This window comes from Novosphingobium sp. YAF33, assembly GCF_052113265.1.
Taxonomy (GTDB): domain Bacteria; phylum Pseudomonadota; class Alphaproteobacteria; order Sphingomonadales; family Sphingomonadaceae; genus Novosphingobium.
The window spans coordinates 14,724-27,407 of record NZ_JBFRCW010000014.1 but is presented as its reverse complement, the minus strand read 5'-3'; the positions used below and the strand labels follow the sequence as shown (position 1 = coordinate 27,407).

The following is a 12,684-nucleotide window of genomic DNA, read 5'->3' as shown; positions in this document are numbered from 1 at the left end:
AGGGGCCGGAACGCATCTCCCCCGCTTTTCGGCCCCTCGGACATATTGAGTTCCACGCGCAGAAGTGATCTAATCCGCCCTGCACGCGTAGGCCCGGCCTGCAAGCGTCGGCCTGCGCAGAAAGGGTCCGTTACCCTGACGATGGGCCCTCTTGCCGGGCCATGGTGCTGGCCCCCGACGTTGGGACCTCGCCATGCACAAGGCAGCTTTTCTGGTCTACGCCCTGGTCGTCTACGGACTGTTCCTGGCGACCTTCCTCTATCTGATCGGCTTCCTCGGCAATGTTCCAGGTCTTCCCTTCACGGTGGACCGTGGACCGGGCGCTCCTCTCGCGGCGGCAGTGGTGCTCGATCTGGCGCTGATCGCGCTGTTCGGCCTCCAGCACAGCGTGATGGCGCGGCAGGGCTTCAAGCGGCGATGGACCCGGATCGTCCCGCCCCCGATCGAGCGCAGCACATACGTGCTCTTTGCCAGCCTCGCGCTGATCGTGCTGTTCCTGTTATGGCGCCCCATCCCCGCGATCGTCTGGGATCTTTCCGGCCCGACGCCCCGCGCTCTGGTCTGGTCGCTGTTCGCCGCGGGCTGGGTGATCGTGCTGACGAGCACGTTCCTCATCGATCACTTCGAACTCTTCGGCCTGAGCCAGGTCATCCGCCACGCGCGCGGAGGAACGCCCGCCGCCCCGCGCATGCGCCAGCCGCTGTTCTACCGCGTCGTGCGCCATCCGCTCTATTCGGGCTTCTTCCTGGCGTTCTGGGCCGCGCCGACCATGACCGCCGGCCACCTGCTGCTGGCGCTGGGAATCTCGGCCTATATCCTGATCGCCATCCGCTACGAGGAGCGCGACCTGGTGCATCTGTTCGGCCACGACTACGAGAGCTATCGGCTGCGCGTGGGCATGCTGGTGCCGCGGTTCCCGGGGAAAGCTTCTAGGCCGCCGCGAAAGTGAGCGCCTCGATCTTGTTGCCGTCGGGATCGCGCACGAAGGCGGCATAGTAGTGACGGTCGTACTCCGGCCTCAGTCCGGGTGCCCCGTCGGCGCTGCCGCCGCTGGCGATCGCCACGCGGAAGAACGCCTCCACCGCCGCGCGCGCTTCCACTTCGAAAGCGATGTGGACGCCGTTGCCCGGCGTCGCCGCGCCGCCGTCTGCCGGGAGGTTGAGGCTGAAAACGGTGATCCCCGCCCCGTAGCCGACCGCCTCATCCACATCCAGGGTCCGAGACAACCCCAGCTCGCGCATGACCGGGTCATAGAAGGCGCGGGCGCGGGCGAGGTCGGACGTGCCGAGGGAAACGTGATGGAGCATGCCCGGGGAACGAGCGCCGGGCGATCCGGTTCCGGCGCGGGGGCTTTGCTGCCGCTTCGCCGGAACCGGATGACGGTCCGACCCGTCAGGCGGGACTGACGAGCATCAGCGCATCCAGCGCCACCGCGCCCTGCCCAGTGGGATGCAGGATCACCGGGTTGAGGTCGATCTCGGCCAGCGAGGGCTCTGCCGCCAGGATCGCGCCCACTTGCGCTACCAGCCGCGCCAGCGCCGGTACATCGAGGGCCGGCGATCCGCGGTAGCCGGCCAGCAGCGGCGCGCTTTCAAGCTGCATCAGCTCCGCCGCGATCTGCTCCTGCGTCATGTCGGGCGTGAACAGGCGCACGTCCTGCAGGATTTCCGCCGTCACGCCGCCGAACCCGGCCAGGACCACCGGACCCCATTCGGGATCGTTGCGACCGCCGACTATCATCTCCAGCCCGCGTGCGCCCATCTTCTCGATGAGAACGCCGTCCAGCACCAGCGCGGCATCGTAGGCGCCGACATTGGCATGGATGCGCGTCCAGGCCTGGGCCACCGCATCGGCATCCGCCAGCCCCAGGATCACCCCGCCCGCGTCGCTCTTGTGCCCCAGCGCCGCCGCCTGGGCCTTCATCGCCACCGGATAGCCCACCGCATCGGCAGCCGAGACGGCAGCCTCGGCGCTGTCCGCGAAGCGCCCTGCCGGGAACGCGAAGCCGAGCGGCGCCAGCAGTTCCTTCGCGCGGTACTCGGCGATCACGCCCTCGCGGTCGCGCAGACCCGGGACTGGCATCGGGGCCGTCTCTGCCGCCTTGAGGTCGCGCGCCGCCAGCGCCCCCAGCCGCGCGAGCGCGCGGAAGGCCCGCTCGTTGCTGGGGAAGCAGGGGATGCCCCGCGCCCGCAGCGCGGCGATATGCTCGGGTGGGATCGGCGCGCCTTCGTCCAGTCCGGCGAAGACCAGCGGCTTGTCGATCGTGCGGCCTTCCAGCGCGGCCAGGATCGCGGGCACCTTGATGGCGCACGTCACGGGATCGGTCTGGATGATCCCCGCGATCACGCCGCCGACGCGCGGATCGTCCAGCAGAGCGGCCAGCGTATGGGTGTATATCTCCGGCTGGCTCAACCCCTGCGCCGTGATGTCGAGTGGATTGCTGACCGGCACGAAAGGCGGCAGCGCGGCACGCAGGGCCGGGGAATCCGCATCGCCCAGCGGCGCAAGGGCGATGCCCAGTTCTTCCGCCAGATCGAGCGTCAGCGCCTTGAAGGCGCCGGATTCGCCCAGCACCGCCAGCTCCGCCTGCGCCAGCGCGGGCGCGCGCAGGAGCACTTCGGAGATATCGCCCAGCTCTTCCAGCGTTTCTGCGAAGACCACGCCGGCCCGCTCCACCTTGCGGCGCATCAGCTTGTAGTCGCCCGCCATGGCCCCGGTATGAGTTGCGGCGGATTCACGCGCGGCGCTGGACTTGCCGGGGTGCAGCAGCACCACCTGCTTGCCTGCTTCGCGGGCACGGCGCGCCGCGGCCAGGAAGCGCGCGGGACGGCGGAACTGCTCCACGATCATGGCGATGACCTGGGTGTCGCCATCCTCGACCAGCCAGTCGACATAGTCCTCGACGCCGCTGGCGGCCTCGTTGCCGGTCGAAACCGAATAGCTGATCGCCAGGTCGCGCGCCTGGAAGGTGGTGCAGAGCACGGCCGCCATCGCGCCCGATTGCGACACCACCGCCACCGCGCGGCGGCCCGCCGGGGCGACCGTGTCGGTCTCCACGAAGGTCAGCGGTATGCCGTCTACATGGTTGACCAGGCCCAGGCAGTTGGGCCCCTCGATCACCATGCCGTGCTCGGCGGCGATGCGGGCGATTTCCGCCTGCTGCGCCTTGCCCTCTTCACCGCCCTCGGCAAAGCCTGCCGAGAAGATGATCGCGCCGCCGCAGCCGCGCGCGGCCAGGCCGCGCACGGCCTCCACCACGCCCGCCTGCGGGATCGCCAGGACCGCCACGTCGACGCCTTCGGGCAGAGCCTCCACGGAAGGAAGGCAGGTGCGGAAACCGATCGTCTCGCGCTTGGGGTTGATGGGATAGACCGCCCCCGCGAACGCGTTGCGGTCGAGATTGCCCAGCACCGAGGCGCCGAGCGCCCCGGGCTTGTCGCTTGCACCCACCACCGCGACCGAGCGCGGCCGCAGCAGACGCGCGATCGCGTCCCTCGGCAGGGTTCTTTCGTTCATCGCTGCCTCTCCCAGGGCCTGGCGCTCAGCGCGCCTTGTTCAGATCGTAGGCGCCCAGACCCGGCTTGTACGTCTTGTCGTCGATGAATTGGCGGGTGGCTTCCTTGCGCCCCTCGCCATCGAAGAAGTTCGCCGCTTCCTGCGTGCGCACGAGGTAGTCCATCGAATTGTCGAAGGTCATCTCGCTCACCCGGCGGATCGCCCACTTGGTGCCGCGCAGGGCCACGGGGTTCTTGCCGAGCAGGACCGTGGCCACTTCGGTCACGCGCGCCTTCAGCTTCTCCGCCGGCACCGCTTCGTTGACGAGGCCCCATTCGGCGGCCTTCCGGCCATCGATGTTCTCGCCCATCATGGCGTGGTACATGGCGTTGCGGAAGCCGGTCAGCTCGATGATGATCTTGCTGGCGCCGCCGCCGGGCAGGATGCCCCAGTTGATTTCGGACAGGCCGAACTGCGCGTCTTCCGCGGCAACCGCCAGGTCGCAGCCGAACAGCGGGCCGTAAGCGCCGCCGAAGCACCAGCCGTTGACCATCGCGATCGTCGGCTTCTCGTACCAGCGCAGGCGTTCCCACCAGCCATAGGCTTCGCGCTGGGCCTTGCGGACATGGCCGAGGCCCTTCTCTTCGTTTTCGCGGAAGTATTCCTTGAGGTCCATGCCGGCCGAGAAGGCGGTGCCCTCTCCGGTCAGCACCAGGACGCCCACGTCGTCGCGGAATTCCAGCTCGTCGAGCACTTCCTTCATGCGCCGGTTGAGGCTGGGGCTCATGCAATTGCGCTTCTCGGGGCGATTGAACGAGACCCAGGCGATGCGGTTTTCGACGGTGTAGGAAACGGTATCGGTTTCAGCGCGGTCTTGCATGGCTATCCTCTTTCCTTGATTGCTGTCATGCATAGCAACACGATTGCTATCGTCAATAGCATAAACAACGAGGGACCATGACCGATCTTCTGGGGCAACTGCCGGGCTATGCGCTGCGCCGCGCCGCCAATGCCGTGATGGGCGAACTGGGCGACCTGCTGGGCGATCGCGGTTTCCGCATCACCGAGGCTGCCGTGCTGCTGCTGGTCCAGGACCGTTCGGACCTCACCAGCAGCCAGATCGGCAAGACGCTGGACATCCAGCGCGCCAACATGGTGCCGCTGCTGAACCGGCTGGAAGCGGCCGGCTGGATTCGCCGCGAGCCGCTGGACGGCAAGTCGCTGGCGATCATGCTTACGCCCGAAGGGGCGGCAAAAGTCACGGAACTCGGTGAAGTGATCGAGGCGTTCGAGCAGAAGCTGCTGGACCGCGTGCCCGCCGAGCACCGCGACCACCTGCTCCCCGCGCTCAACGCCATCTGGCGATAGGCGGCGGGCGCGCCGCCGAAGTGGAGAGCGGGTTGCCCCGCTCTCGGTTCCGTCAGATCGGGTAGTGGCCCGGCTGCGTTTCCACTGTGATCCAGCGGGTCTCGGTGAAGCTGTCCAGGCCCTGCCGGCCGCCGAAGCGCCCATAGCCCGAGGCGCCGACGCCGCCGAAGGGCATCTGCGCCTCGTCATGCACGGTCGGGCCGTTGACGTGGCAGATGCCGGATCGGATGCGCCGCGCGACGCCCAGCCCGCGCGCGGTGTCGCGGGTGAAGACAGCGGCGGACAGGCCGTATTCGGTGTCGTTGGCCAGTTCGACGGCGTGGTCCTCGTCCCGCGCGCGGATCATGGCGACGACCGGGCCGAAGCTCTCGTCGCGGTAGAGGTTCATCGCCGAAGTCACGCCGTCCACCACGGTTGCGGGCATGAGCACGCTGTCCGCCGCGCCGCCCGTGAGGATGCGCGCGCCCTTGTCGGCGGCATCGGCGATCAGCGCATTGACGTGGTCCACGGTCTTGCGGTCCACCACGGCGCCGAGCGGGGTCTTGCCCTCGCGCGGGTCGCCCGTGGCCATGGTGGAGACTTTCGCGGCGAACTTCTCCGCAAAGGCGTCCGCCACCGCATCGACCACGATGATCCGCTCGGTCGACATGCAGATCTGACCCTGGTTCATGAAGGCGCCGAATGCCGCGGCCTTGACCGCCTCATCCAGGTCGGCGTCGTGCAGCACCACGAACGGCGCCTTGCCGCCCAGTTCGAGCAGGCAGGGCTTGAGATGCTCGGCCGCGCGCTTGGCGATGATCTTGCCGACCGCGGTGGAGCCGGTGAAGTTGATGCGCTTCACGGCAGGCGCATCGATCAGCGCGCCCACCACTTCGGCCGCCTGGGCCGGGGCATTGGTGACGACGTTGACCACGCCCTCGGGGAAGCCGGCCTCGGCGAAAGCCTCGATGATCAGGGCATGGGTGCGCGGGCATTGCTCGCTGGCCTTGAGGATCACGGCATTGCCGCAGGCCAGCGGCACGGCGATCGCGCGCACGCCCAGGATGATCGGGGCGTTCCAGGGCGCAATGCCCAGAATCACGCCCACCGGCTCGCGGATCGCCATGGCCAGGCAGCCCGGCTTGTCCGAGGGGATGATCTCGCCGGTGATCTGGGTGGTCAGCGCGGCCGCCTCGCGCACGATCCCGGCGGCCAGCGTCAGGTTGAACATGGCCCAGCCCGCGGTCGCGCCGATCTCGCCCATCATGGCATCGACGAACGCGTCCTTGCGCGCTTCCAGCGCATCGGCGGCCCGCAGCAGCACCGCGCGGCGCGCATTCGGCCCCAGCGCGCCCCAGGCAGGCTGCGCAGCGCCGGCCCGGGCGGCGATCGCAGGCATCTGTTCGGCCGTCATGGCCTCTGCGCTGGAGGCGACGTCGCCGGTCAGCGGATTGATGCGCTCGAACTTCATGGCGTGGATTCTCCCAAAGATTTAGCTATTGGCTATAGCATTAAACCAGCCCATGCAAGCGGCGCGCATCGGCTGAAGGCCGCAAGGCGTTGACCGGCAGGCCCTGTTCCGCGCATCGTCCGCCCCGCGTTGCATGGCTGAAGGATGTGGAATTGGACCGGTGGCAAGCCATGAGGATCTTCGTCCGGGTGGCGGAAACGGCGAGTTTCGTCGAGACGGCCCGGCAGATGCATCTCAGCCCGCCGGCCGTCACGCGGGCGGTGTCGGGCCTGGAAGAGGACATCGGGGTCAGGCTGCTGGCGCGAACGACGCGATCGGTGAAGATGACCGAGGCCGGCCAGCGCTATTTCGAGGATTGCCGCCGCATCCTGGCCGACATCGCCGAAGCGGAGGCTTCCGCGGCGGGATCGCACGGCAATCCCACCGGCACGCTCATCGTCACCGGGCCGATCATGTTCGGGCAGATGCACGTCCTGCCGATCCTGCTGGAATATCTCGACATGTTCCCAAGCGTCACCGGCCGCAGCCTCTTCGTGGACCGGGGCGTCAACATCGTCGAGGAAGGGATCGATGTCGCCGTGCGGATCGGGCATCTCCCCGCCTCGGGCCTCAGCGCCACGCGAGTGGGCTGGGTGCGGCGGACGATCTGCGGCGCGCCTTCCTATTTCGAGCGGCACGGCGTGCCTCGCTCCCCAGCCGATCTCGCGGATCACCGCGTGATCGTGCCGACCGGCGCCTGGGTCTCCCCGGAGTGGCACTTCGGCCCGGACGGACGGACCCGCGTGACCGTGCATCCGCGGCTGCTGTGCAACACCAACCAGGCCGCGATCGCCGCCGCCGAGCAGGGCTGGGGCATCACCCGCGTGCTGTCCTACCAGGTCGGCCCGGCGCTGGCGGCGGGGCGCCTGCAGTCCGTGCTGGACGATCATGCCGAAAGCCCGATGCCGATCCACGTCGTCCATGCCGAGGGGCGGCATGCCACGGCCAAAGTGCGGGCTTTCGTGGACCTGGCCGTCCAGCGCCTGCGCGGCAACGACCTGTTGCAGTGACGAGGCCATTATTCCTCAAATAGGAACAATGATTTCCGCAGACACCCGATTATCGAGATCAGGCATAAGAACTACTTCTTCCATCAGAGGCTGACGCAGCTCGCTCGGCCGCTCTCACGAAAGTGGAAGACATGACCAAGCCCCTGATCCCCGCCCCGCTCCCCGAGACGTTCCAAGCCGCCACCCAGAATACGGCCTCCGCCGCCGCCCACAATGCGGCCCCCGCCGCCATCCACTACCGCACCGCCACGGTCGAAGGCCTGACGATGGCCTATCGCGAAGCCGGCCCGGCGGACGCCCCGGTGGTGCTTCTGCTCCACGGCTTCCCCACCTCTTCGCACATGTTCCGCAACCTGATCCCGCTGCTGGCGGACGGCTACCGCGTGATCGCGCCGGACTATCCCGGCTTCGGCCAGAGCGACGCACCGGACCACGCCGCCTTCGACTACAGCTTCGCCCACTATGCCGACCTGGTCGACGCCTTGCTGGAGCAGATCGGCGCCGCGCGCTATGCCATGTATGTCATGGATTACGGGGCGCCCGTGGGCTACCGGCTGGCGCTGAAGCACCCCGAGCGCGTCACCGGACTGATCGTGCAGAACGGCAATGCCTATGATGAGGGGCTCGGCGCGTTCTGGGACCCGATCAAGACCTACTGGCAGAGCGGATCGGCCGAGGACCGCGAGGCGCAGGCCTGGCTGGTGACGCCCGAAGCCACCCGCTTCCAGTACACCGACGGCGTCCGCGACGTCACCCGCATCAGCCCGGACAACTGGGTCCACGACCAGGCCCTGCTCGACCGGCCGGGCAACCGCGAGATACAGCTCGACCTGTTCTACGACTACCGCACCAATGTGCCGCTCTATCCCGCGTTCCAGCAGTTCTTCCGCGAACGCAGGCCACCGACGCTGATCGTCTGGGGCAAGAACGACACGATCTTCCCCGAATCCGGCGCTCATCCCTACTTGCGCGACCTGCCCCAGGCAGAAATGCACATCCTCGACACCGGGCACTTCGCCCTGGAGGACAAGCTGGACGAGATGGCGCCGCTCATCCGCAGCTTCCTCGACCGTGAGGTGGCGACCCGCTGATCCGGGCCACAAGGGGGCCGGGCACCCGCCCGGCACCCTTTTCCCCCCCGTCATCGCTTTGGAGATGGACCATGTCCTACGGATTTCTGGATATCGCCATGACGCCCAGCGTTCGCGCGGCCCAGGCGGAAATGGGCGCCGACCGGCAATGGGCCCATTTCGAGGGAGACCGCGAATTCGACCGCTTCACCGGGAACGAGGCGGCCTTCATCGCCGCGCGCGACAGCTTCTACATGGGGTCCGTATCCGAGGACGGCTGGCCCTATGTCCAGCATCGCGGCGGCCCCGCCGGCTTCCTCAAGCTGGTGGACGAACGGACGCTGGCCTTCGCCGACTATCGCGGCGACCGCCAGTACATCAGCACCGGCAACCTGGCCGCGAACGACCGGGCCTGCCTGATCCTGATGGACTATCCCCGCCGCATGCGGCTGAAGATCTATGCCCATGTCGAGAAGCTCTCGCTTGACGCCGATGCGGCGCTGACCGATCTCGTCATGGACCCCGGCTACAAGGCGCGGCCGGAGCGGATCTTCCGGTTGCGGCTGGCGGCGTTCGACTGGAACTGCCCCCAGCATATCACGCCCCGCTTCACCGAGCGGGAAATCGAACAGGCGGTCCGCCCGTTGCACGAGCGGATGGCCGAACTGGAGGCGGAGAACGCAGCCCTGCGCAGCCGCCTGGAAGAAGGACACGCATGATGGAAAACCCGCGCCCGCCGTTGCCGCCGTTCACTGCCGAAAGCGCGGCCGAGAAAGTACGCCTGGCCGAGGATGGCTGGAACAGCCGCGACCCCGCCCGGGTCGCGCTGGCCTATACGCCTGACAGCGCATGGCGCAATCGCGCCGAATTCCTGAACGGACGCCCGGCCATCGTCGCTTTCCTCACCGACAAATGGCAGCGCGAGCGCGACTACCGGCTGATCAAGGAACTCTGGGCCTTCCGCGAAAACCGCATCGCCGTGCGCTTCGCTTACGAATGGCACGACGACAGCGGCGACTGGTTCCGCTCCTATGGCAACGAGAACTGGGAGTTCGACGCCGATGGCCTGATGCGCAGGCGCCTGGCCTGCATCAACGACGCCCCCATCGCTGCGGCCGACCGCCTGTTCCACTGGCCGCTCGGGCGCCGTCCGGACGGGCACCGCGGCCTCAGCGACCTCGGGCTCTGACGATATCCGCTGCGCCGGGCGCGGTGTGGCCTGTCAGCGCACCCGGCCCGGCACATCGGGACGTTCAGCGGCCCAGCGTCCCGGCCCAGGCACGCATGTCCGCGGCAAAACGCGTTAGTTCGCCTTCGTCCTCGAACACCGAATGGCCCGCCGCATAAGTCTTCGAAGTGCGGCGATCCGGCCCGATCCCGGCATGGTCGAGCGCGAACTGCCCCGCCGCGACCGGCGTTGTGATGTCGTAGTAACCGCCCACCGTCATCAGCTTCATGTCCGGCTTGTCGGCCATGGCCCTGGCCAGGAAGGGCGCGAAGCGCACGGTGCGATAGACTTCGCCGCGGCCCCAGTCCCACTTGAAGTTGATGCCCAGGTTGAGCGTGCGATAGGCGCTCGGCAAGGGATAGCCCAGGTCCTTGCCGATGTAGTCGGCGATCAGATGGCCGGTCTCCCCGCCCAGCGTCATGGAAGGATCGTCGAAGGGCGGGTGCATGTTGGATTCGGCAATGGCCCGCGTCGCGCGGCCGTCGAGCTGGCCGGTGCGCAGGCCCTTGGCGGAAAGCAGGCCGAGCATGAAGGATTGCCGGTCGAGCTGCAGCCCGTCCTTTTCCAGCGTCGCCGCGGGGATCCCGATCAGTTCCGAGATGCGTGCGGCGATTTTCGCCCGGTCGGCCTCCGGCAGCGACGCGCCGGCGATGAGGGCGCGGGCATAGTCGTTCTCCGCAAAGGCGCGGGCTTCGGCGAAGTGCTCCGCCACAGACTTGCCCTTGCGGTCGACGGCCTGGTGATACCAGGCGACGGCGGCGAGCGTGGGCAGGAGCGAAACGTCGGAGATCACGGGGCCGTCGTTGTCGCCCAGCGAAAGCGAGAACAGCGCCACGCCGTCCGGCAGCGGTAGCTTCGCCTTGCTTTCGGCATCGAGCATGGCCAGCGCCCGTGCGGTGCCGTAGCTTTCGCCCACGATCGCGAAAGGCGCATCGGTGCGGCCATTGGCCCGGCGCCAGCGCTGCACCACGTCGGCCACGGCGGCGGCATCGCCGGAGACCGAGAACAGGCTGGTGGCGTCGGCGCCCTTCACCGGCATCGAAGCGCCCGTGCCCGGCGGATCGATGAACACCAGGTCGGCCACGTCGAGCAGGCTGTGCGGATTGTCGTCCAGCCGCGCGGCATCGCCCTTGCCGACGATCCGGCGTGGGCCGAAGGCGTTGAGGTGCAGCGGCGAGGACGATGCGCCGGGGCCGCCGTTGAAGAAGAACAGCACCGGCCGCTTCGCACGCGCGCCGGTGTGCTTCGCATGGGCCGCACTGCGCGCGACATAAGCGTAAGTGACGACCACCGCCGCCGTCTCCCCTTTGGCGTTCGCCACCGGCGTTTCGGTGACGATCGCGTCATAGCCCAGCTTTCGGCCGCCGAAGGTCCCCTGGTGGCGGGTGAGCACGACCCTGTCGCTGGCGGCAGGACGCTCCACCATCGGCTCCATGGCCTTGAGGAATACCGGCGGCATCGGCAGGTTTTCGTCCTGCGCCAGCAGCGGACCCGCGGGCAGGAGCGCGGCCACAGGCAGGAGCGCGGACAGGGCTAGCAGGCTGGAACGCAGGAAAACGGTCTTCTTGGCGGACATGGGGTCTGGTTCCAGATCAGGAGGAAGCCGGCAGCGCGGCGATCAGGCGTTCGATGTCGTCCATCGTGTTGAACCACGAAGGACAGATGCGGAACCGGTTGCGGCTGAGCGTGATCGCCACCCCGGCCCGGTTCAGCGGCTCGGCCAGCGCCTTGTGCGCATCCGGCAGGACGCATGTAAGCAAGGGGCTGCGACAGTCACGCGGCGTGACGACCGTGTAGCCCTTGGCGGGCAGCGCCTCGTGCAGGCGGCGCAGCAGGGGCTGGCGATGGGCCATGATATTGTCCACGCCCAGCTCCAGCAGCTTCGCCAGGGACCAGTCGAGCTGGGCCATCACCGCGTGCGAATGCGTGCCCATGGCGAACAGGCCTTCAACGTCGCTGCGCGGCGTCATGTCGGCGATGGTCTCGCCGGGCTGGTCGTAGGGATAGACGTGCGGGTTGAAGCCATCCAGCTGATAGTAGCCGAAGCGCTTGCGCTTGAGGCGCGGCAGCCGGTCCGGACGGACATAGAGAAAGCCCAGCCCGAAATCGCCCATGAGCCACTTGTAGCTGGCCGTCGCCGCGAAATCGACGCCGGTGGCCCTGACGTCGATCGGCACGGTGCCCGCCGCATGGATGATGTCGGCATAGACCAGCGCGCCGCGGGCATGGGCGATCTCGCAAATGCGCTTCAGGTCATGCTCGAAGCCGTTGTAGGTGGAGACGAGCGAGAGGCTGACCAGCTTCGTATCGGGACCGATCGCCTTCTCGTAGGCATCGGGATCGATCCGGCCGTCCGTCGGCCGGATCCAGCGCACGTCCACGCCTTGCTTGCCAAGCTGGTCGTAAAGCCAGAACGAGCCGAAGAAATGCAGCGTATCGGTCACCACGCTGCCTTTGGCGGCCGGCAGGTCGAGCGCATCGACGATCGATTGCTCTCCCGCGGTCGTGCTCTGGACGAAAGCGAGGTCTTCCGGGGCCGCGTTGATGAGGCGGGCGAAGGCGGACTTGATGCGGACTTCGGTATCGTGGCTGGACCACTCGCGCATTTCGGTGCGGGTCCGGAAATAGGCATCCACCGATGCCTTGGCCGGCAGGGGCACCGGATGCATGGTGCCGGAATCGAGGTAGACCTTGGCCATGGGCGCGAAGTCGCCCGCCCGTGAAAGCGAACCGGCCGCAGCAGGCGCGGCCGCAAGGGCTTCTCCCGCCATCGCCGGGGCCAGCGGCAGGAGCGCCGAGCCGCGCAGCAAGGTGCGGCGGGAAAGTGCGGTTTCGGCGGGCGAATCGGATCGCTGGATCATTTACGCATCCTAGGCAAAGGCTTGCGCATAAGAATTGCGCATTTCGGGCGTTGCTGCATCGGCAGTCAAGGACGCGTGCCGAAGGTGATCGCGCGCCATCCCCTTTCGCGCATAAACTTGCCTCCACAACTCGGCTAGGGTCGGCGGGAAGCTGATCCCCGTG

The 12,684-nt window shown here is 67.9% G+C and carries 12 protein-coding genes; 6 read left to right on the top strand and 6 right to left on the bottom strand.

Annotation, left to right across the window (positions count from 1 at the left end; genetic code table 11):
* Positions 1–193: 193 nt before the first annotated feature.
* Positions 194–949 (top strand): methanethiol S-methyltransferase, encoded by a 756-nt coding sequence (gene mddA, locus AB4Z00_RS22205; RefSeq protein ID WP_442047281.1) that lies wholly within the window; start codon positions 194–196, stop codon positions 947–949.
* On the opposite strand, the gene AB4Z00_RS22200 is transcribed toward mddA, so the two are convergent.
* The 3 genes from AB4Z00_RS22200 to AB4Z00_RS22190 all read right to left on the bottom strand — a co-directional run bounded on the left by AB4Z00_RS22200 (position 930) and on the right by AB4Z00_RS22190 (position 4,375).
* A complete protein-coding gene (locus AB4Z00_RS22200; protein ID WP_134095945.1) occupies positions 930–1,307 on the bottom strand; it encodes a VOC family protein in 378 nt (125 codons plus the stop codon). The genes mddA and AB4Z00_RS22200 overlap by 20 nt on opposite strands.
* A gap of 85 nt (positions 1,308–1,392) precedes the next feature.
* Positions 1,393–3,516 (bottom strand): acetate--CoA ligase family protein, encoded by a 2,124-nt coding sequence (locus tag AB4Z00_RS22195; RefSeq protein ID WP_442047280.1) that lies wholly within the window; start codon positions 3,514–3,516, stop codon positions 1,393–1,395.
* Positions 3,517–3,541: 25 nt separating this feature from the next.
* Complete coding sequence (locus AB4Z00_RS22190; RefSeq protein ID WP_442047279.1) at positions 3,542–4,375, bottom strand: p-hydroxycinnamoyl CoA hydratase/lyase; 834 nt, start codon at positions 4,373–4,375, stop codon at positions 3,542–3,544.
* A 77-nt stretch (positions 4,376–4,452) separates the two neighbouring features.
* Between AB4Z00_RS22190 and AB4Z00_RS22185 the strand changes: the two genes are divergently transcribed.
* Complete coding sequence (locus tag AB4Z00_RS22185; protein WP_132268875.1) at positions 4,453–4,863, top strand: MarR family winged helix-turn-helix transcriptional regulator; 411 nt, start codon at positions 4,453–4,455, stop codon at positions 4,861–4,863.
* A gap of 52 nt (positions 4,864–4,915) precedes the next feature.
* On the opposite strand, the gene AB4Z00_RS22180 is transcribed toward AB4Z00_RS22185, so the two are convergent.
* Positions 4,916–6,313 carry an aldehyde dehydrogenase gene (locus AB4Z00_RS22180; protein ID WP_442047278.1) on the bottom strand — a complete coding sequence of 466 codons (1,398 nt, stop codon included), beginning with the start codon at positions 6,311–6,313 and terminating at the stop codon, positions 4,916–4,918.
* 170 nt (positions 6,314–6,483) lie between these two features.
* Between AB4Z00_RS22180 and AB4Z00_RS22175 the strand changes: the two genes are divergently transcribed.
* The 4 genes from AB4Z00_RS22175 to AB4Z00_RS22160 all read left to right on the top strand — a co-directional run bounded on the left by AB4Z00_RS22175 (position 6,484) and on the right by AB4Z00_RS22160 (position 9,621).
* Positions 6,484–7,362: a LysR family transcriptional regulator gene (locus tag AB4Z00_RS22175; RefSeq protein WP_442047277.1), complete on the top strand. Its 879-nt coding sequence runs from the start codon at positions 6,484–6,486 to the stop codon at positions 7,360–7,362.
* A gap of 266 nt (positions 7,363–7,628) precedes the next feature.
* Positions 7,629–8,453, top strand: a complete 825-nt coding sequence (locus AB4Z00_RS22170) for an alpha/beta fold hydrolase (protein ID WP_442047319.1) — start codon at positions 7,629–7,631, stop codon at positions 8,451–8,453.
* 71 nt (positions 8,454–8,524) lie between these two features.
* A complete protein-coding gene (locus tag AB4Z00_RS22165) occupies positions 8,525–9,151 on the top strand; it encodes a pyridoxamine 5'-phosphate oxidase family protein (protein WP_442047276.1) in 627 nt (208 codons plus the stop codon).
* Complete coding sequence (locus AB4Z00_RS22160) at positions 9,151–9,621, top strand: nuclear transport factor 2 family protein (RefSeq protein ID WP_442047275.1); 471 nt, start codon at positions 9,151–9,153, stop codon at positions 9,619–9,621. Before AB4Z00_RS22165 ends, AB4Z00_RS22160 begins: the two co-directional genes overlap by 1 nt.
* A gap of 64 nt (positions 9,622–9,685) precedes the next feature.
* On the opposite strand, the gene AB4Z00_RS22155 is transcribed toward AB4Z00_RS22160, so the two are convergent.
* Positions 9,686–11,236 carry a S10 family serine carboxypeptidase-like protein gene (locus tag AB4Z00_RS22155; protein ID WP_442047274.1) on the bottom strand — a complete coding sequence of 517 codons (1,551 nt, stop codon included), beginning with the start codon at positions 11,234–11,236 and terminating at the stop codon, positions 9,686–9,688.
* Between the two features lie 16 nt (positions 11,237–11,252).
* Positions 11,253–12,521 (bottom strand): aminotransferase class V-fold PLP-dependent enzyme, encoded by a 1,269-nt coding sequence (locus AB4Z00_RS22150; protein ID WP_132268886.1) that lies wholly within the window; start codon positions 12,519–12,521, stop codon positions 11,253–11,255.
* Positions 12,522–12,684 lie beyond the last annotated feature (163 nt).

Bases quoted from the DNA above. Each gene is read 5' to 3' on its own strand.
- AB4Z00_RS22180 (WP_442047278.1), bottom strand. From the start codon at position 6,313: ATGAAGTTCGAGCGCATCAATCCGCTGACCGGCGACGTCGCCTCCAGC.
- AB4Z00_RS22185 (WP_132268875.1), top strand. From the start codon at position 4,453: ATGACCGATCTTCTGGGGCAACTGCCGGGCTATGCGCTGCGCCGCGCC.
- AB4Z00_RS22150 (WP_132268886.1), bottom strand. From the start codon at position 12,521: ATGATCCAGCGATCCGATTCGCCCGCCGAAACCGCACTTTCCCGCCGC.
- AB4Z00_RS22155 (WP_442047274.1), bottom strand. From the start codon at position 11,236: ATGTCCGCCAAGAAGACCGTTTTCCTGCGTTCCAGCCTGCTAGCCCTG.
- AB4Z00_RS22160 (WP_442047275.1), top strand. From the start codon at position 9,151: ATGGAAAACCCGCGCCCGCCGTTGCCGCCGTTCACTGCCGAAAGCGCG.
- AB4Z00_RS22190 (WP_442047279.1), bottom strand. From the start codon at position 4,375: ATGCAAGACCGCGCTGAAACCGATACCGTTTCCTACACCGTCGAAAAC.
- mddA (WP_442047281.1), top strand. From the start codon at position 194: ATGCACAAGGCAGCTTTTCTGGTCTACGCCCTGGTCGTCTACGGACTG.
- AB4Z00_RS22175 (WP_442047277.1), top strand. From the start codon at position 6,484: ATGAGGATCTTCGTCCGGGTGGCGGAAACGGCGAGTTTCGTCGAGACG.
- AB4Z00_RS22195 (WP_442047280.1), bottom strand. From the start codon at position 3,516: ATGAACGAAAGAACCCTGCCGAGGGACGCGATCGCGCGTCTGCTGCGG.
- AB4Z00_RS22165 (WP_442047276.1), top strand. From the start codon at position 8,525: ATGTCCTACGGATTTCTGGATATCGCCATGACGCCCAGCGTTCGCGCG.
- AB4Z00_RS22170 (WP_442047319.1), top strand. From the start codon at position 7,629: ATGGCCTATCGCGAAGCCGGCCCGGCGGACGCCCCGGTGGTGCTTCTG.
- AB4Z00_RS22200 (WP_134095945.1), bottom strand. From the start codon at position 1,307: ATGCTCCATCACGTTTCCCTCGGCACGTCCGACCTCGCCCGCGCCCGC.